Annotated in this window: 16 protein-coding genes and 1 pseudogene; 6 read left to right on the top strand and 11 right to left on the bottom strand. The window is 65.5% G+C overall.

Features of this window, described 5'->3' with window-relative positions:
- The first annotated feature begins 26 nt into the window (after positions 1 to 26).
- Both ABID59_RS32250 and map read left to right on the top strand, forming a co-directional pair.
- Complete coding sequence (locus tag ABID59_RS32250; protein WP_148751846.1) at positions 27 to 1,337, top strand: mechanosensitive ion channel family protein; 1,311 nt, start codon at positions 27 to 29, stop codon at positions 1,335 to 1,337.
- Positions 1,338 to 1,520: 183 nt separating this feature from the next.
- Positions 1,521 to 2,339 (top strand): type I methionyl aminopeptidase, encoded by an 819-nt coding sequence (gene map / locus ABID59_RS32245; protein ID WP_148751847.1) that lies wholly within the window; start codon positions 1,521 to 1,523, stop codon positions 2,337 to 2,339.
- Positions 2,340 to 2,355: 16 nt separating this feature from the next.
- On the opposite strand, the gene ABID59_RS32240 is transcribed toward map, so the two are convergent.
- Positions 2,356 to 2,952, bottom strand: coding sequence for an Ada metal-binding domain-containing protein (locus ABID59_RS32240; protein WP_354086042.1), 597 nt, complete (start codon positions 2,950 to 2,952; stop codon positions 2,356 to 2,358).
- A gap of 132 nt (positions 2,953 to 3,084) precedes the next feature.
- On the opposite strand from ABID59_RS32240, the gene ABID59_RS32235 reads away from it, so the two are divergent.
- The 3 genes from ABID59_RS32235 (at position 3,085) to ABID59_RS32225 (ending at position 5,717) form a co-directional block, all read left to right on the top strand.
- Positions 3,085 to 4,029, top strand: coding sequence for a DMT family transporter (locus tag ABID59_RS32235; protein ID WP_354086041.1), 945 nt, complete (start codon positions 3,085 to 3,087; stop codon positions 4,027 to 4,029).
- Positions 4,030 to 4,186: 157 nt separating this feature from the next.
- Entirely contained in the window at positions 4,187 to 4,900 is a 714-nt protein-coding gene (gene radC, locus ABID59_RS32230) for a RadC family protein (protein WP_354086040.1), read from the top strand.
- Between the two features lie 28 nt (positions 4,901 to 4,928).
- A complete protein-coding gene (locus ABID59_RS32225; protein WP_354086039.1) occupies positions 4,929 to 5,717 on the top strand; it encodes a bestrophin-like domain in 789 nt (262 codons plus the stop codon).
- Positions 5,718 to 5,726: 9 nt separating this feature from the next.
- Here the strand turns inward: ABID59_RS32225 and ABID59_RS32220 are convergent, their stop codons facing one another.
- The 4 genes and pseudogenes from ABID59_RS32220 to ABID59_RS32200 all read right to left on the bottom strand — a co-directional run bounded on the left by ABID59_RS32220 (position 5,727) and on the right by ABID59_RS32200 (position 10,797).
- The gene (locus tag ABID59_RS32220) at positions 5,727 to 9,206 is read right to left on the bottom strand and encodes a DUF7379 domain-containing protein (protein WP_354086038.1); all 3,480 of its coding nucleotides are present in this window, start codon (positions 9,204 to 9,206) and stop codon (positions 5,727 to 5,729) included.
- 217 nt (positions 9,207 to 9,423) lie between these two features.
- A pseudogene (locus ABID59_RS32215) lies at positions 9,424 to 9,806 on the bottom strand (VOC family protein).
- A gap of 145 nt (positions 9,807 to 9,951) precedes the next feature.
- Positions 9,952 to 10,257 carry a YMGG-like glycine zipper-containing protein gene (locus tag ABID59_RS32205; RefSeq protein WP_148751856.1) on the bottom strand — a complete coding sequence of 102 codons (306 nt, stop codon included), beginning with the start codon at positions 10,255 to 10,257 and terminating at the stop codon, positions 9,952 to 9,954.
- Between the two features lie 165 nt (positions 10,258 to 10,422).
- Positions 10,423 to 10,797, bottom strand: a complete 375-nt coding sequence (locus ABID59_RS32200; protein ID WP_354086037.1) for a hypothetical protein — start codon at positions 10,795 to 10,797, stop codon at positions 10,423 to 10,425.
- Positions 10,798 to 11,081: 284 nt separating this feature from the next.
- Here ABID59_RS32200 and ABID59_RS32195 point away from each other — a divergent pair, with 284 nt between their 5' ends.
- The gene (locus ABID59_RS32195) at positions 11,082 to 12,662 is read left to right on the top strand and encodes a peptidoglycan-binding protein (RefSeq protein ID WP_354086036.1); all 1,581 of its coding nucleotides are present in this window, start codon (positions 11,082 to 11,084) and stop codon (positions 12,660 to 12,662) included.
- Between the two features lie 6 nt (positions 12,663 to 12,668).
- Here the strand turns inward: ABID59_RS32195 and ABID59_RS32190 are convergent, their stop codons facing one another.
- The 6 genes from ABID59_RS32190 to ABID59_RS32165 all read right to left on the bottom strand — a co-directional run bounded on the left by ABID59_RS32190 (position 12,669) and on the right by ABID59_RS32165 (position 17,828).
- The gene (locus tag ABID59_RS32190; protein ID WP_354086035.1) at positions 12,669 to 13,946 is read right to left on the bottom strand and encodes an RNA polymerase sigma factor; all 1,278 of its coding nucleotides are present in this window, start codon (positions 13,944 to 13,946) and stop codon (positions 12,669 to 12,671) included.
- Between the two features lie 31 nt (positions 13,947 to 13,977).
- The gene (locus ABID59_RS32185) at positions 13,978 to 14,385 is read right to left on the bottom strand and encodes a YciI family protein (RefSeq protein ID WP_354036372.1); all 408 of its coding nucleotides are present in this window, start codon (positions 14,383 to 14,385) and stop codon (positions 13,978 to 13,980) included.
- A gap of 131 nt (positions 14,386 to 14,516) precedes the next feature.
- Positions 14,517 to 15,209: an AprI/Inh family metalloprotease inhibitor gene (locus ABID59_RS32180; protein ID WP_148751861.1), complete on the bottom strand. Its 693-nt coding sequence runs from the start codon at positions 15,207 to 15,209 to the stop codon at positions 14,517 to 14,519.
- On the bottom strand, positions 15,209 to 16,198 hold the full coding sequence (locus ABID59_RS32175; RefSeq protein ID WP_354086034.1) for a 2-hydroxyacid dehydrogenase: 990 nt from the start codon (positions 16,196 to 16,198) through the stop codon (positions 15,209 to 15,211). Before ABID59_RS32175 ends, ABID59_RS32180 begins: the two co-directional genes overlap by 1 nt.
- The gene (locus ABID59_RS32170) at positions 16,198 to 17,016 is read right to left on the bottom strand and encodes an ABC transporter permease (protein WP_354086033.1); all 819 of its coding nucleotides are present in this window, start codon (positions 17,014 to 17,016) and stop codon (positions 16,198 to 16,200) included. The genes ABID59_RS32175 and ABID59_RS32170 overlap by 1 nt, the downstream gene beginning before the upstream one ends.
- On the bottom strand, positions 17,013 to 17,828 hold the full coding sequence (locus tag ABID59_RS32165) for an ABC transporter ATP-binding protein (protein ID WP_148751864.1): 816 nt from the start codon (positions 17,826 to 17,828) through the stop codon (positions 17,013 to 17,015). The genes ABID59_RS32170 and ABID59_RS32165 overlap by 4 nt, the downstream gene beginning before the upstream one ends.
- Positions 17,829 to 17,835 lie beyond the last annotated feature (7 nt).

Below are 17,835 nucleotides of genomic sequence, written 5' to 3'. Positions count from 1 at the left end.
GCCCGCTTCCCGAAGAGACCTGCCCGATGGACCTCAAAGACTTCATGGAGTTCGTGCAGACCACCGCGCGCAGCGTCGGGGCGGAAATCGCCTCGCCATGGTTCTACCTGCAATTCGGGCTCATTCTGGTGGCGGCCGGGATCGCCTATGCGGCGGAAGCCGCCATTCGCATCCGGGTCGACATGACCTCGCTGGCGATGCGCTGGCCGCTGCCGCTGCGCCACTTCGCCCGGGTGATGGTCTCGAGCGCCTCGACGGCAATGTTCACCCTGCTCGTGATCATCTCGCGCGTGGTGATGTATCACGCGACCTGGCCGAGCCGCAGCTATCTCTTGATGGTCGCCGCCAAGCTGGGGCTCGCCTGGCTCGCGATCCGGCTCCTCACCTCGGTGCTGCGCAACGCCTTCTTCGTCAAGCTGGTGTCGGTTGCGGCGTGGTTCGTCGCCGCGCTGTCGATCCTCGGCCAGCTCGACACCACGGTCGACCTGCTCGACTCCTATGCGATCGTGCTCGGCGGATTGCGGCTGACGCCGCTCCTGGTGCTCAAGGCCGGCGCGCTGTTGATCCTCGCGCTCTGGCTCACCAACATCGCCAGCAATTTCGCCGAGAGCAAGATCAACTCGGCGACGGACCTGACACCGTCGGTGCAAGTGCTGCTGGTCAAGATCATCCGCATCGGGCTGCTCGCAATCGCAATCGTGCTTGCGCTCGGCACGGTCGGCATCGACCTCTCCGCGCTTGCGCTGTTCTCCGGCGCGGTCGGCGTCGGCATCGGTATCGGCCTGCAGAAGATCGTCGCCAACTTCATCTCCGGTATCATCCTGCTCGCCGACAAATCGGTGAAGCCGGGCGACCTCGTCACCATCGGCGACAATACCGGGCGCATCAGCGCGATGAAGACGCGCTATATTTCCGTGGCCGCCGGCGACGGCCGCGAATTCCTGGTGCCGAACGAGGATCTGGTGACGCAGAAGGTCGTCAACTGGACCTATACCGACAAGAACACGCTGGTGAAGATCACCTTCGGCACCAATTACGACGCCGATCCCAGGCTCGTCTGCAAGCTCGCGATCGAGACCGCGGCCGCCCACCCGCGCGCGCAGAAGGCCAAGCCGCCGAACTGCATCCTGACCGAATTCGCCGAAGCCGGCATGAAGTTCTCGCTCACCCTCTGGCTTGCGGACCCCGACGGCATGGACAACGTCAAGAGCGACGTGATGCTGGCGCTGTGGGACGTCTTCAAGCGCGAGGGCATCCGGGTTCCCTACCCGGTCCGCGAAATCCGCATCCGCGGCGGCGCGCTGCCGGTCGAAACCACCGTAGAAGTCCCGAATTGAGCCTGCTTTCGGGCGCATGGCAGGCTCTTGCCTTGATTTGACGCGTTTCTTGACGCGAACCGGTGCCCACTTCGCTCGAAAGCGCTCTCGCCAAGCTTGCGCGAAGGCCCGCAATCATTAAATTGGGCCTGAAATCAAGCCTTTCCGCCCGTATCGGGCCCGAGCCAGAAGAACCAGACCCGCATGAGCTACGTCGAAGCCACCGATACCTCCCTGCGCAAGACCGGACAGATCAAGCTGCATGGGCCGGCCGCCTTTGCCGGCATGCGCAAGGCGGGTGCCCTGGTGGCGAAGTGCCTCGACGAGCTCACCGACGTCGTCGGCCCCGGCGTTCCGACCGATCGCATCGACGAATTCGTCCGCGAGTTCGCCTTCAGCCATGGCGCCTATCCCGCGACGCTGATGTATCGCGGCTACCGCTACTCGACCTGCACCTCGCTCAACCACGTGGTCTGCCACGGCATGCCCGGCGACCGTCCGCTGAAGGAAGGCGACATCGTCAACATCGACGTCACCTTCATCGTCGACGGCTGGTACGGCGATTCCAGCCGGATGTATGCGGTCGGCCCGATCGCGCGCAAGGCCGAGCGGCTGATCGAGGTGACCTATGAAGCGATGATGCGCGGCATCGCCGCGGTGAAGCCCGGCGCCACCACCGGCGACATCGGCCACGCCATCCAGAGCTTCGTCGAGCCGCAAGGCATGAGCGTGGTGCGCGATTTCTGCGGCCATGGCCTCGGGCGCATGTTCCACGACGAGCCGAACATCATCCATATCGGCCGGCCCGGCGAGGGCGTGCAGCTCAAGCCCGGCATGTTCTTCACCATCGAGCCGATGATCAATCTCGGCAAGCCGCATGTGAAGATCCTGTCCGACGGCTGGACCGCAGTCACCCGCGACCGCTCGCTGTCGGCGCAGTTCGAGCATTCGGTCGGTGTCACCGCCACGGGCGTCGAGATTTTTACGCTGTCGGAGCGGCACGGCGAGAAGCAGATCGGGTGATTGCCGATCGCCTCGGTTATCGCCGACGACGGAAGGACGATGGCGGCCGCTTGTAGGTCGTGGCAAAGGCGTCGTTGAAGCGGCGAACGCTGCCGAAGCCGGCGGCGAAGGCGATCTCCGCCAAGGTCATGTCAGTCCGGTCGATCAGGCGCTTGGCTTCCTGGACGCGCCGGGTCGCCGCGATGTCGCTGGGGCTCGCGCCGGCATGGCGCAGGAACAGACGAAGCAGATGGCGCGGCCCGACGCCAAGAGCCTCGGCGAGCGCCGTCATGGTGGCGCGATCGAGAAAGCCGTCGTCAATCAGCCGCATCCCGCGGGCGACGGTGGTCGCCGTCCCCAGCCAGGCCGGAGAACCGGGCGCGGTTTCGGGCCGGCAGCGCAGGCATGGGCGAAAGCCGGCCCGCTCGGCGGCGGCAGCCGTCGCATAGAAGGTGACATTCTCAGAGCGTGCGGGGCGAACCGGACAGACCGGCCGGCAATAGATGCGCGTCGAGCGAACGCCGGAGAAGAACAGGCCGTCGAACGCGCGGGCCCGTGCCAGCCGTGCGCGGTCGCAGGTCTCCCAGTCGAGATGCGGTGGCAGGGTTTGCCGTTGCGCCGGACCCGTTGTCATGCCGCGACATTAGTTTCGATGCGGCTCGCCGAGTAGCTGAAATCGGACTCGATCGGACGATGAGGTCCGAATTCGGCCAGCCTGCGCGGCCGCTTCCTGATCATGCTGCCGGCAAATCCCGGAGCACACCGCATGAGCACGCAGGCCGAGCAGGCAACATCAGAACAAGCCACCCTCGCCTCCGAGATCGCCCTGTTGCTGCTGCTTTCGTTGATCTGGGGCAGCTCGTTCACGCTGATCAAGGTGGCGATCCCGTCGATTCCGCCGTTCACGATGGTCGCGACGCGCGTGACCCTCGCGGCAGGTCTTCTCCTTCTCATTGCGACGGCGCAGGGACACGCTCTCCCTCGCCAGGGATCGGTCTGGGCTGCCTTTCTCGTGCAAGGGGTGCTGCAAAGCGCGCTGCCATTCACCCTGATCAGTTGGGGCGAGGCGCATATCACAAGCGGCCTCGCCGGCGTGCTCAATGCGACACCACCGATGTTCGTGCTTGCGATTGCCTTGATGACGGGGCGCGGACGACAGGCGACCAGCGGCCGGACAATCATCGGCGTCGGTCTCGGCCTCGCCGGCGTCGCCATGACCGTGGGCATCGACGCGCTGTCGGGGATCGGCACGGCCGCGCCGCTGGCGCAGGCGGCCGTGCTCGGCGCGAGCCTTTGCTACGCGCTCGCACCGCTATGGGGGCAGCGGTTCAAGAAGCTTCCTGCGATCGTCACGACGGCGGGCGCCATGAGCTGCGCCGCAATCCCGATGCTGCCCGCGGCCGCGATCCTCGAGCGGCCATGGATGCTGGCGCCGCCGCCGGCGCAGGCGATCGCGGCTGTCATCGCGCTCGCAATCATCTGCACAGCGCTCGCGATGGTGATCTATTTCCGGCTGATCCGCACCATCGGCCCGCTCGGCACCACCAGCGGGAGCTATCTGCGGGCGGGATTCGCGGTGATGCTCGGCACAACCCTGCTCGGCGAGAGCTTTGCCTGGTCAATTCTGGCCGGAATGGCGCTCATTCTTACCGGGGTGATCACGGTCACGCTGCCGCCGCCGGCGCGACACGATCAGAAACCGCCGGGCTGATTGTCGTCACCTTCAAAGCCTGATCTTGCCATCCTGTTTGTCGATGACGATCTCATAGGCTGAACGGCGCGTCCTGCGGGCGGCAGCAAGACTGTCCGCGGGACACCATGACACTTCATGGTTGCAAAACGCGCCGGGTGCGGCATGGTTGTGCGCGATGCCCGCCAAAACCAACGCCGACGACAGCAACCCCGAGGACGCGCCGCATTATCTCGGCCATCGCGAACGGCTGCGCGAGCGCTTCTACAGCGCCGGGGCCGACGCGCTCAGCGACTACGAGCTATTGGAGATGGCGCTGTTTCCGGCGCTGCCGCGGCGCGACACAAAACCTCTGGCGAAAACACTGATCAAGATCTTCGGCTCGTTCGCCGAGGTCGTCCATGCGCCGGTGGCGCGCCTGCGCGAGATCGACGGCGTCGGCGAAGCGGCCATCAACCAGCTCAAGCTGATTGCGGCGGCCGCGCACCGCGTCGCCAAGGGCGAGGTCAACAGCCGCAATGCGCTGTCGTCCTGGAACGAGGTGATCGCCTATTGCCGCACCAGCATGGCCTTCGCCGACAAGGAGCAGTTTCGCCTGCTCTTCCTCGACAAGCGCAACCAGCTCATCGCCGACGAGGTGCAGCAGACCGGCACCGTCGACCACACCCCGGTCTATCCGCGCGAGGTGATCAAGCGCGCGCTGGAGCTGTCGGCAACCGCGCTGATTCTGGTGCACAACCACCCTAGCGGCGATCCCTCGCCCTCGCAGGCCGATATCCAGATGACCAAGGCGATCATCGAGATCGCCAAGCCGCTCGGGATTGCCGTGCATGATCACATCATCGTCGGCAAGAACGGGCATGCCAGCCTGCGGGGGATGCGGCTGATCTGACGAGCTTCCGGGCAAATGATGAGATGACATGAGCGATTGGCTGCATAATTTGCCGGTGCCCGCGATGGCGCTGGTGATCTTCGGTTTCACCTATTTCCTGGCAGCAGTGGTGTTCGTCTCCGTCGCGCTGGTCGCGACAGAGGAACGCGCGAAAGCGCTGAAGGCGATCTCGCCGGGCATGCTGCCGGTGCTCGGCATCATCTTCGGCCTGTTCGTCGCCTTCACTGCGGCGCAGGTCTGGGGCGACAGCGACCGCGCTGGCACGGCGGTGAGCCGCGAGGCCAGCGCGCTTCGCAGCGCCGTTCTGCTCGCGGCCGGACTGCCGGCGGAGCAGGAAGCCAAGCTGCGTGGGCTGGTGCGTGACTATGTCAGTCAAGCCGTCACGGTGGAATGGCCCGAGATGGCGCATCAGGAGGCTTCCCTGAAGGCGACGCCGCCGGCGCTCGCCGAGGCCTTGCAGCTGGTCGTCGCGACGACGCCGCAGGGTCGCGGGCAGGAGACCGCGCAGCGCGAGATCGTCGCCGCGCTGGAGCAGGCGCTGGATGCGCGGCGGCAGCGGATCATCGTCAGCCTGGCCTCGGTCAACTCGGTGAAGTGGTGGTGCCTGTATCTCCAGGCCTTGTGCGAGCTGCTGGTGATCGGCTTCGTTCATTGCGACAACCGCCTGGGATCGGCGATCGCGATTGCGCTGTTCGCGACCGGCGTCGCCACCTCGGCGCTCCTGATCGTGGCGCATGATCGTCCGTTCACGGGCCAGATATCGATATCACCGGAGCCTCTGCGCCAGATCATGCCGGAGGCCTCCGCCAAGCCCTGAGGCGCGATGTCAGTCGAAGGCGGCGAGCAGCGACTTCAACGCGGGCAGGTGCTCGGGTATCTGTTTCCTGAGCTCGCGTTCACAAATGGCGTCAAAGTGCTGCGATCCAACATCGAGCCGCATGTCCAATTCGCCGTTGTAGTAGAGCGGGCAGTGCTTGCCGCCGCCGGCCTTCCGTTTGTGCGTGCCGCGGTCTGCCAGGATACCCGTCAGCCCCTGCACGATTGCGTTTGCGATCATATGGTCGGCCGCAGGTCCCTGCGTCGGCTTGTCCTCGTAGACGGTGCCGAAGATGATGATGTTTTCCTGGCCGGGATCTGACCACCAGCACATATAGCCGGTGTGCGTATCGCCGCCTTCCTGATACATGATCGGCTTGTCGATGATGCAGAACAGAAAATCGACGCCGAATTCCTGGCGCTTGTTGTTCAACCCGCTTGCTGCGAGATTGGCGTTGAGTTGCAGGCCCTCTCCCTCCACGCGCTGCCAGGCTCCGAGCGGAACGGACATGTCGACAACCTCGAAGCCGAACTCGCCCTGGGCGACGTTCAAGCGCTGGACCGTGCGCTCGAGCTCCGGAAAGACATGGTTGACGTCCCACACGGCGACACGGAACTTGTGCAGCATGGTGGCGCGTCTCGCCGTGGTCGAGACCAGCGGTGTCAGCAATGCTTCCTTTGGCAGTGTGCGCCGCTCGCAAATGCGGCCCTCGGGATCGCGGGCGTAGACAACCGGAACGGCCCAGTCGATCGTGTCGTGGCTGGTCGCGTAGTTGACCGCGATCCGCGCTTCCCGTGCCGCGCTTCCGTAGGAGTCTCCCTGCGCCAGCGACCAGTAGAAATGCTGTGAGAATTCGGTTGCGGCCTCGTCGCGGACACTGAACTGGTTCGCAACAACGGCCGGAACGCCGTTCGCCACCAGCGCCGGCGCGATGCCGCGATTGAAGTCCGCCTTGCGCTGTTTCGTACCCCTCGCCTCGCCGCGTCCGGTTTCGCACGCGTTGAGGAAGATGAGCTGGATTCCACGCTTGCAGAGGATCTCGCAAATATTTCGCGCGCTGACCTCGCACACGGCGCCCTTGTCATCCTCAAAAACAAGGAAGCCCTGTCCGGTCTCGGTGTCGAAGGTGCCATGGCCGATGAAGTGCACGACGTCGTAGGGTGTCGCCGAGATCCACCGATGCAGCCGCGTCGGCGTCGTCGCACGCAGCACGTCGACCTTGACCAGGCCGGCATCGATGAGCGGCTGGAAGCTGCGCATGATAACGGCTTCTTCCTGCTCCGTAGAGAGCTTCGCGGTCCCGATCGGCTGTGCAACGGCCACCAGAATCCGCAACGGCCCCGACTTGGGCTTCGCAACCTCCACCGGCATCGCCGTCAGCGCATTGCGGACGAAATGCAGCTCCTGGGTCGCGAGGAACGTCTTGCGGTCCGGGTCGAACGCGAACTCCCAGGGCTTGTCGGCGATCCACGGAATCATCGACGTGAAGATCACGTTCAGATGGCCGTTGCGCTCCTCGCGCGATCGCGCCACGTCGTAGAGGCGACGCACCTCCCGCGGAAACAACGTGTCGAACAGCAGCGTCCCGTATTTGATGAGCTCTTCGTCGGTCGGCGCGTCGAAGCCGAGCTTGCCGTCGACGTAATTCTTCATGCGCTCATGCATGGCGATGATGTCATGCCACCTCTGCCCCGCTTCGCCGCCCCTGGCCGTAAAGGGCTCCACGATGCGTGCACCGCCATAGGTTGCCAACAGCTGGTACGGCTGCGGCGTCACGACACCACCTTTCTGCCCATCCCCGTCTGGCCGGGCAGGTCCGCCATCCTGCGCGAGGGGCCTGGGATCAATCAGCGTGAGCTGGAATGCATCGCTGAAGATCGAGAAATCGGACGGGCCCGGAAGCGGCGCCGGCACCACCGTCGCTGGCGGGGGCGCCGGCAGTTGTGCGGCCTGAGGCCGCAGCAACGCGGCCGGCCTTTCGACGAGGCTGCGCCGGCCTCGGCTGTCGGGGAGCATCACCGAGGGATCGATCTCTGGCAATCCGTGTGGAGCTCCCGCCAGCGCCTGAAGCAGGAAGCTGGCGGTCTCGGCCCGGGCGAAGAAATTCAGATGATGCACCGGCGGCAGATTCGAGGGAAAGTTTCCGCCCGCGCCGAAGCAGCCGATCCGGTCTCCGGGGACCGACCCGTCGGTGCGATCAATCAGCCATCCACCGGCGCTCGGCACGACGAGGTCATTGGCGCCGGCGAAGAACGTGTCGACGCCGACGTCGACCATTCGCTCGAGGATATTGCCGGACGGGGTGAAGTTCGAGACCAGCGCGGCGTAAGCCGCAGCAGGCGGCGCCGGGGGCCCCTGCAAATCGGCCACCATCTCGCCACCCGCGTCCATGGCCGCGATGCCCGGCAAGGCACCACCCGCGCGCTGCGCAAGCCAGACCAGCGCGTCGGCAACGAATCCGGCGCCGAAGGTGAACGGATTCTCGGGAAACAGTTCGAGCAGATTGGCCAGCCAGCCGACGGTGGCTTCCCACCGTGCCGGCGTTGCCAGCGGCGTGCCATCATTGGGCGAGGCGACCAGCGCGGCGCGATTCAGCTTGAACCGGCTTGCCGTCGGCCCGAGCGCGTTCGCGCGTTCCACCAGATTGCGCAGCACGAGACCGCCGCGCGAATAGGTGATGACGTCGAATTCGGTCTCCTGATCGGGCAAGCCGGCGAGCAGGTCTTTCGCATTCTCTTCCGGCGTCTTGCTGACGCTGAAATGATCGAACGCATATATTCGATCGCCATACGCCGCCTGCAGCGGCGTGAAGAATTGCGGTGTGGCGAGCTCTTTGAACGACGAGGTGGTGTGTGAGAACGTCCCATGAAGGAACAGCAGTGCGCGTCCAGCCTGACCGCCGGCCGGCGCACCCGGCCGCAACGTGCCCGACGCCAGCGAATTCTGGTCGAGAGTGAACCATCCTTCGGAGAGACCCGCCCTCCTCCATAGCGCCGCCTCGACCGTGGCGGCCAGCGAGGGCAACAACGCATCGGCGATCTTGCCAGCCACTTTCAGGACGACCGCTTTGATGGCCGAGCTCACGATGCCGCGCCGCTCGGCCGCGATCGAGGCACCTCGCAGCGGGACGCGAAAGCGGAAGCTGGCCAACGCAGCCGATCGCCCTCTGCGCGCTCCGATTTCGATCTCGGGCGCATGGAACGTGAGCGCGCCGGAGGCGTGCCTGATCGCCAGCAGGTAGGATTCGTTCGCCGACGGGACCACCGACATGTCGACCATCGGCACGCCGGCCGCCCGACGCGTGGTCGTCGGGGCGAGCTCCATGGTGCGATCGATCGTCACCTGCGGCGCAATGAACTCGGCCGGGATCACCGGAACGGTGATCGCCGCTGTCGCGGCCGCGCGCCGGCCGCCTCGGCGGACAGCCGCCGTGCCCTCGGAGACGACGGTCCATTCGCTGGCATTGTTCAGAGTAATCGATCGCGCCATGGAGACCCGCCTTTTCGGCAAATGCGGTCGGGGCGAACCGGCCTGGCGACAAGTGCCAGCCCGGGGCGAAAAAAATTGGTCAGCTCAATATGCTACCTTTAGTTTAGCGCGAGATGCGCGCTACGTAAAGGAGATGCGCGGTTTCGCCGCGTGAAGCCTGCCCTTGCCCTGTCACTTGCCCTGCCCCGAGCTACGCCGGCGCGCCAGCGGGGACGCGCTAGACGCGCGCCAGCGTGCAGTTCAGCATCCATTGCACACCGAAGCGATCGGTGAGCTTGCCGTAATAGTCGCCCCAGGGCTGGATCCCGAGCGGCGTGGTGATCGTGCCGCCTTCGGCAAGGCGGGCGAACAGGTCCGTCGTTTCCTGCGCGTCGTCCATCATCAGGTGGTGCGCCGAGCCGCGCATCGGCTCCGCATCGTCGTTGTCGGATGCATAGAATTGGATACCTGGTCCTTCGAATTTCGCATGCTGGATCTTGCCCTGCATCGGTCCGGCGCCGTGGCGCTTGATCTCGGTCACGTTGCCAAGGCCGCAGGCGGTATAGAAAGCGAGCGCCGCCTCGCATGCGTCGTGAAGAACAGATAATTCGACATCTGCATCCGCGGCTCTCCCCTTCGAGCGGATCAGGTCTCGGTCCCGGCGTCTGCGCGCTGCACCTCCGAAGTCAGGCTCTGCAAGGCGCAGCTCGAACCGAGCTCGCAGACCCGCTTTTGGCCGAGATAGAGGCGCCGGCGCGTCCTCTGTTCAGTAGCAGTATCTTGGATCGACCGGGACGTAGCGGCCGTCCGGGCGCTGCATGTAGCAGCCGCGCTGATAGGCGTAATAGCCGGACCGGCGACGCTCGCCTTCGGAGGCGATCGCAGCCCCCGTGCCGGCGCCGACGACGGCACCGATGGCGGCGCCGCGGCCACCGCCGATCGCTCCGCCCAGGATCGCTCCGCCCACGCCGCCAATGATGGCGCCACCGACAGCGTCCTGCGCCACCGCGTCATGGACCGGGACGGCCATCGCGACTGCGAAACACGCTGCAACTCCAAGACGTCGAAGCATCCCGAATCCTCCCATCTGATGCGCCAGTCATAGCGTTTGGGACGATCCCGGGCCAGAATAATCGCGCGAATCCGGCTCGCTTCCCGCCCTTTACGTCACGGGCCAGCCTGTCGCGACAACGGCCGATCCTGATCAGCCTCGGACTAAGGGTAGGCTTGCCCGCGGCTACGGCTCGACCCAGCGCTGCACGGCTTCCGCCGTGTCGGCAGGCGTCGTGTTGAAGCAGATCGCGGCCTGCGGCGCCAGGTGGTGGACGAGGTTGAGCACCTTCTCGAACAGCAGCAGCCGTTCCTTCGGCTCACGCAGGCCGGCACCGATGACGATGCAATCGAAGCGCTCATCGCGCAACGCGGCCGTTACGGCCGCCTCCGCGGCAACGTCGAGATCGATCAGGCAGCTCGTGACCTCGTAGCCGAGGCCGCGCAGGCGCAGCAGCTGCGCTTCGATATAGTTGCGGACGAGCGCCGGCGTGAGCTGCGGAAACGCACTGTAATCCGCACTGCCGGGTTCGATGCCGATCGCGAGAACACGCTTGGCCATCGCAGGATCCCCTGAGCAGACCGTCTCCGGTGCTAACGGACGGCCGCCCGACCGGTTCCCGGAGTGCGCATGGGCGACCGCGCGTTCGCGCCTACGGTGCTGATGTTGCGTCCTTTGACCGCAACCTTTCGCGCTGCACGTGTAAGCCATTTCACATGCACTGCGGCGATGGCCTGCCACATTTGCCAAACCACGCCCAGAGCTCGCGCCCACCGGCGGTGGCACGCGGCTCACGCCTGATTTGCACAACCAACCGATAATTTAACAATTCGCGGGAGCGGGAGATGGTGTCATACGAGAGTCTGAAGAGCGGGTACGAGAGGAACTGGGCCAATCTCCAGATCCGGCCCGCACGCCTTGGCGAGGCCAGCGCGACGGCACGCAAGGCCATCAACGGCAAGGCGACCTATCAGCAGGTCGAGCGGCTGTCCGGTGTGCCCTGGTATTTTGTCGCGCTCTGCCATTATCGCGAATCCAATTTCGATTTCGACACCTATCTCGGCAACGGCGAGGCATTGAAGCGCGTGACGTGCCTCGTCCCGAAAGGCCGTGGCCCGTTCGCCTCGTTCGTCGACGGGGCCGTGGACGCGCTGAGGATCCAGCACTTCGTCGGCACACAGGACTGGTGCATCGCGCGCACCCTGTACCGGCTCGAATGCTTCAACGGCCTCGGCTATCACGCCAAGGGCGTCAACTCGCCCTATCTCTACGGCGGCTCGACCCTGTACGGACCGACCGAGGCAAACGCCGGCAAGTTCGTCGCGGACCACGTCTTCGATCCGAACCATGTCGATTCCCAGCTCGGCACCGCCGTTATCCTGCATGCGATGATGTCGCAGGATTCCTCGATCGCGATCGACGACGGCCCGTCTATTGCCTCCCATTCCGAGCCCGACGAGGACGTGGCCTCGTCGGTCCTGCTCATGCAGCAGACGCTCAACAAGCTCGGCGCCAATCCGCCGCTCGACGAAGACGGCATCAGCGGACCGAAGACCAAGGCCGCGGTCTCGCAATTTCAGCAACAACACGCCCTCGCGGATACCGGCCTGCTCGACGGCACCACGATCGCCGCCATCACGCGCGCGGGAATGCAGCCGATCCGGACGGCGAATGTCGATCTTTTCCAGATCCTCAAGCGACTGGATGATATCTCACAGGTCGTGCAGTCAGGAGGCACAACACCTGCATTGGCAGGCGCGACGTCAGGCGGACAGTCGGTCGATCTGTCTCAAATCCTGAGCCGATTGGAAAATCTCGCACAGCTCATACAATCGGGAGCAACGACGCCAACGCCGATAGCGACCCCATCGACAGGAACGGCGCCCCTAGCGCAGTCGATTCAGCTACCCCAGATCCTGAACCAGCTGCAGAGCCTCACGCAGGCCTTGCAGTCGGGAGTGACAAATCCGGCGAACCCGACAACGGCGGCCAGCACAACAGTCAGCGTACTCGGGCAGCTCCTCTCTCTCATCACCAGGACAGTGCCGGGGACGGCGGCGGCGGCAAATCCCGCTCCGGCCGATCAGCTCAAGCAGCTCGTCGACCTGCTGGGCACACTGCTCGGCAACAAGCCCGTGCTCGGCCAGGTCAACGGCGCGCTCGGCGAAACCATCGGCAAGCTGCTGGACGGCAAGAAGACGGCACTCGGCATCGGCGGCGCGCTCATCACCGCGCTGCTCTCTGCCGTGAGCGCGAGCCCAGGTGCCGGCGGTCTTGCCGGGCTGCTCGGGACGATCGCGTCCGCGGTGCCAGGGCTTAGCCAGTTCGCCCTCCCGATCTCGCTGGCGCTGACGGCCTGGGGCGTGCTTGGCAAGCTGGAGAAATGGGCCCAGGGCACCGCGCCGCCGCCCAAGCCGACGACCTAGATATTTTTAGACGCCTTGGGCGTGGAGCGCCGCGGCGCGGCGCTCCATCAGCGCGCGCTCTCGCCCGTTGGTCGCAAGCTGCGCCGCGGCCTCGAACGCCTGCCGCGCCTCTGCGAGCCGTCCGAGCTTTTGCAGCAAATCACCACGAACCGCCGGCAGATGATGATAGGCCGACAGCGCCGGCGTGCCGGCGATCTTGTCGAGCACGTCGAGTCCGGCCTGCGGTCCTTCGGCCATACCGACCGCGACCGCGCGATTGAGCTCGATGACCGGCGAGCGCACCAGAAGCGCCAGCTCGGCGTAAAGCTGCGCGATGCGCCGCCAGTCGGTGTCCGCGGCCGTCCCCGCCGTGGCGTGACACGCCGCAATCGCCGCCTGAAGCGCGTAGAACCTTCCCGAACCGCCGAGCTCGCGGGCACGTTCAAGCGCGCGCAGGCCGCGGCGGATCTGCGAGCGATCCCAGAGCGTGCGATCCTGGTCCATCAGCAGGATGGGATCGCCAGTCGCGTCGGTGCGTGCACGGGCCCGCGCGGCATTCAAATCCATCAGCGCGACGAGGCCGTGAACCTCGGGCTCGTCCGGGGCGAGGCCGGCGAGCACGCGGCCCATGCGCAGCGCCTCGTCGCAGAGCTGCGGCCGCAGCCATTCGTCGCCCCGAGCGGCGAGGTAGCCTTCGTTGAAGATGAGATAGACGACCTCCAGCACGGAGGCGAGACGCTCTGACAAAGCCTCGCCGCCCGGCGTCTCGTAGGCGAGGCCGGATCCGGACAGCGTGCGCTTGGCGCGGACGATGCGCTGGGAGATGGTTGCTTCCGGCACGAGATAGGCGCGCGCGATCTCGGACGTGGTCAAGCCGCAGATCATCCGCAGCGCCAGCGCCGCGCGTGCCTCACGCGACAGGATCGGATGACAGGCGGTGAAGACCAGCCGCAACAACTCATCGCCGATGTCATCGTCGAGCGCAGCATCGAAATCCGGCACGGTCGCCTGCTCCTGCAACATGTCGCGCGCCAGCATGTCGTGCTTGTCCGCCAGCATCCTGCCGCGACGCAGGACATCGAGCGCGCGGCGCCTTGCGGTGGTCATGAGCCAGGCGCCGGGATTGTCGGGCACGCCGATGATCGGCCAGGCTTCCAGCGCCGCAACCAGCGCATCCTGGGTCAGCTCTTCCGCAAGTGGCACGTCGCGCAGCATCCGCGCCAGCGTCGCGATCAGCCGTGGCTGCACGACGCGCCAGGTGGCGTGAATCGTGGCGCGGATCTGATCGATGTCGGCGGCCGTCATCGCCGCCGACCGTAACGAGCGATGCTGACCATCAGGCGTGCGCAGCTACCCCTGACCGCGCGTCGACCTCGCAGGCCCCATCCTCGCCCGGCGTGGCGAAGGCCCGCAACTCGCAAGTGCCGTCCCAGCCCGGCATGTGATCGAGGTGCAGCTGCATGAACTCCTTGGCCATGGCCAGGGCTTCCGCCTTGTCGCGCAACTCGAAAATGGCGTAGCCGCCGACCACTTCCTTGGCCTCGATGAAGGGACCGTCGATGACGCTGAGCTCGCCGTCGACGATCCGCACGCGCGCGCCGGTCGCAAGCGGCATCAGGCCGCCATTGTCGATCATCCGGCCGGCCTTGATCTCCCGCTCGGAAATCTTCTGCATGGCCTCCATCAGCGCCGGGGTCGGGCCGGTCATCGGCCGGCTGGAAGTGACGATGTACATGAAGCGCATGCAAAACTCCTGTTGAGGCGAGACGCGGCCGGCTCGGCCGCGCGATCAGCTCGCTATTGGGATGACGATCTGACCGGGGCCGGATCGACATGACCGCGGGAAAAATTGCGAGCGGAAAACCGGAACGGCGCCTATTGGCGCAGCATGATCAGGGGATCGGCCGTATCGGGAACCCGCCGCCATTGCGCGTTGTCGTCGGCCTCGAACTGCCAGACGTCGCCCGATTTCGACATCAGGATGATCTGGCCGCGCTCGAGCCGCCATTGCGTCGGGTTAAATTGGGCGATCGCCGCATCGCATTTCGGCTTGAGGAAGACCTGGAAATTGTCCTGATCGGCTTCCGTGTTGGTCAGCGTCAATCCGCAGACCGGCTGGCCGTTGCTGCGCACCATGGCCCAGTCACCGATCATCTGGTCCATCGACTTGGCCATCGAGCGGGCGGCGGCGAGGTCCTGCAGGATGTAGACGCCCTCGCCCTGCCGCAGGCCTTCGAAGATGCCGGCCTCGACCTCGGTGAAGTCGATCACGGATTCACCGGTCGCATCCTGCAAGCGGACGATGTCGAGCCCCTTGACGCTCCAGGCGACGATGTCCTTGGTGAACGGAAGCGCGGTCTTGCAGGCCGGCTCGAGCTCCAGCTTGAAACCCTGCGCCCCGGCGTCGCTCTTCATCGTGATGACACAGGTCTTGCTGCGTTCGGTGGTCGAGAGCTCCCATTGTCCGGGCATTTCCTTCTTCAGGGTCGTCGCATCCTGCGCACGCGCAGGGCCGATCGCGGCGGCGCAGGCCGCGATCAGCAAAGCAACGGCCCGAAGGACTCTCATCAGCGCCCCTTGAATGGCGTTTCCGCAACCGGCGTCAGCGGCGCCTTGCCGGCGAACCAGGACTTGAGGTTGTCGACCACGAGCTGGTCCATGGCGTTGCGCGTCACCACGGAGGCCGAGCCGATATGCGGCAGCAGCACGACGTTCTGCATGAACTTGAGCTCCTCCGGCACGCTGGGCTCGGCCGCGAACACGTCGAGGCCGGCGGCGAGGATGGTGCCGGACTTCAGCGCCTGGACCAAGGCCTGCTCGTCGACCACCGAGCCGCGCGCCACGTTGACCAGCACGCCGCGCGGGCCGAGCGCCTTGAACACCTCGGCATTGATCATCTTGTCGGTCGAGGCGCCGCCCGGCACGATCACCATCAGCGTGTCGACCGCCTTCGCCATCTCGATCAGGTCGGGGTAGTGCTTGTAGGAAACGTCCTTGGACGGATTGCGCGAGTGATAGACCACCGGCACCAGCGAGGCATCGAGCCGGCGCGCGATCGCCTGACCGATCCGGCCCATGCCGACGATGCCGACCTTGCGGTCGCGCAGCGAGCCGACGCTGAGCGGATAGTTCTGGGTCTGCCAGAGGCCGGAGCGGACGTAGCGGTCGGCCTTGATGAACTCGCGCACGGTGGAGATCAGCAGGCCCATCGCGACGTCGGCGACCTCCTCGGTCAGCACATCAGGCGTGTTGGTGACGATGATGTTGTGCTCGGCGGCGTATTTGGCGTCGATGTGGTCGTAGCCGACGCCGAAGCTCGCCACCATCTCGATCCCGGGCAATTGCGACAGCGAATCCCTGTCGGCACGGACGGTGTGATAGGTCACCGCGACGCCGCGGATCTTGTCGCGGATCGCCGGCGTCAGCCGCTCGAGGTCGCCTCGCGTCTCGGCCTTGTGCACGACGAAATGATCGGAAAACCCGTTCTCGAGGATCGGCCGCACCGGCCCATAGATCAGAAGGTCGATCTTGTCGGACGAAATCGAACCGGTAGACATCAGTTTTCCTTTCCAAGCGCGCTCTCGTGCCAGCGCCGTAAAACGAGGTGGGAAACTAGCGCCAGCACCCCATAGATGACAATCCCGGCCAGCGACAACAAAAGCAGCGCTGCGAACATGCGGGGTATGTTCAATCGGTAGCCGGATTCGGCGATTCTGTAGGCGAGACCCGAGCCGGCGCCCGCCGTTCCCGCCGCGATCTCGGCCACGACCGCGCCAATCAGCGACAGGCCGCCGGCGATGCGCAGGCCGCCCAGAATATAGGGCAGCGCCGCAGGCAGCTTCAGGAAGCGCAGGGTTTGCGGCGGCGAGGCGCCATAGAGCTGGAACAGGCCGGCGAGGTTGCGGTCGACCGAATTCAGCCCGAGCGTGGTGTTCGACAGCACCGGGAAAAAGGCAACGATGAAGGCGCAGACGACGACCGCGGTCTGCTGCTCCAGATAGATCAGGAGCAGCGGCGCGATCGCGATCACCGGCGTCACCTGCAGCACGACGGCATAGGGAAACAGCGAATATTCCACCCATTTCGACTGGTTGAACAGCAGCGCCAGCGCGATGCCGCCGATGCTCGCAGCGACAAAACCTTCCAGCGTCGTCAGCAGCGTGGTGGCGAGCGATTGTGACAGCACCGCCCAGTCCTTGATCAGCGTCAGGAAGATGACCGACGGCGCCGGCAGCACATAGGGCGGAATCTCCCGGATGCGGACCACGAGCTCCCAAGCGGCAAGGCCAGCCGCGAATACGACGACGGGCAGCACGAAGCGAACCGCGCTCTGCGCCCCGGACGGCTTTGGAATGACTGGGGCTTGCGCGTTCATAGCATCGACTGTCCCGAGTAGGACGGCGCCAGCGCGGCCGATACTTTCCGGCAATAATCCGAATAAGCCGCCGAGGTGCGAAACTCCTCACCGCGCGGCTCGACGGTCTCGATGCGGATGTCGGCCTGGATGCGGCCGGGCCGCGCGGTCATGACGACGACGCGCTGCGACAGATAGACGGATTCGAACACCGAATGGGTGACGAAGATGACGGTCTTGCCAAGGCTGCGCCACAGTGCGAGCAGATCGTTGTTGAGGCGGAAGCGCGTGATCTCATCGAGCGCCGCGAACGGCTCATCCATTAAAAGGATATCAGGATCGGTGACGAGCGCGCGCGCCAGCGACACCCGCATCTTCATGCCGCCGGACAATTCGCGTGGAAAAGCGTTGGCGAAATCGGCAAGACCGACGCTCGCCAGCGCCGCGTCGGCCCGCGCCCGCCCTTCGGCTTTCGGGATGCCGCCAAGCTTCAAGGGCAGCCGCACGTTTTCGCGCACACTGGTCCAGGGCATCAGGGTCGGCTCCTGGAACACGAAGCCGATACCATGGCCGATCTGCGCCGGGCCTTCATGACGCGACATCCGCACCGTGCCTGATGATGCCGCGCTGAGCCCCGCAATCAGCCTTAGCGCCGTCGACTTGCCGCAGCCGGAGGGCCCGAGCAGCGAGATGAACTCGCCCTTGCGCACCGCGAGGTCGAAGGGACCGAGCGCCATGACGCCGTTGTCATAGGTCTTCGTCACGCCGCGCAGGCTGACGGCGAGCGCCGTCAGGCTGGCCTCGACCGTGGGCGTAGTTTTGGCGTCTGACATCAACGCT

The organism is Bradyrhizobium sp. S3.3.6 (assembly GCF_040546905.1).
Classification (GTDB): domain Bacteria; phylum Pseudomonadota; class Alphaproteobacteria; order Rhizobiales; family Xanthobacteraceae; genus Bradyrhizobium; species Bradyrhizobium cytisi.
Note: the sequence above shows the minus strand (reverse complement) of the source record. Positions and strands in the feature narration are given on the sequence as shown.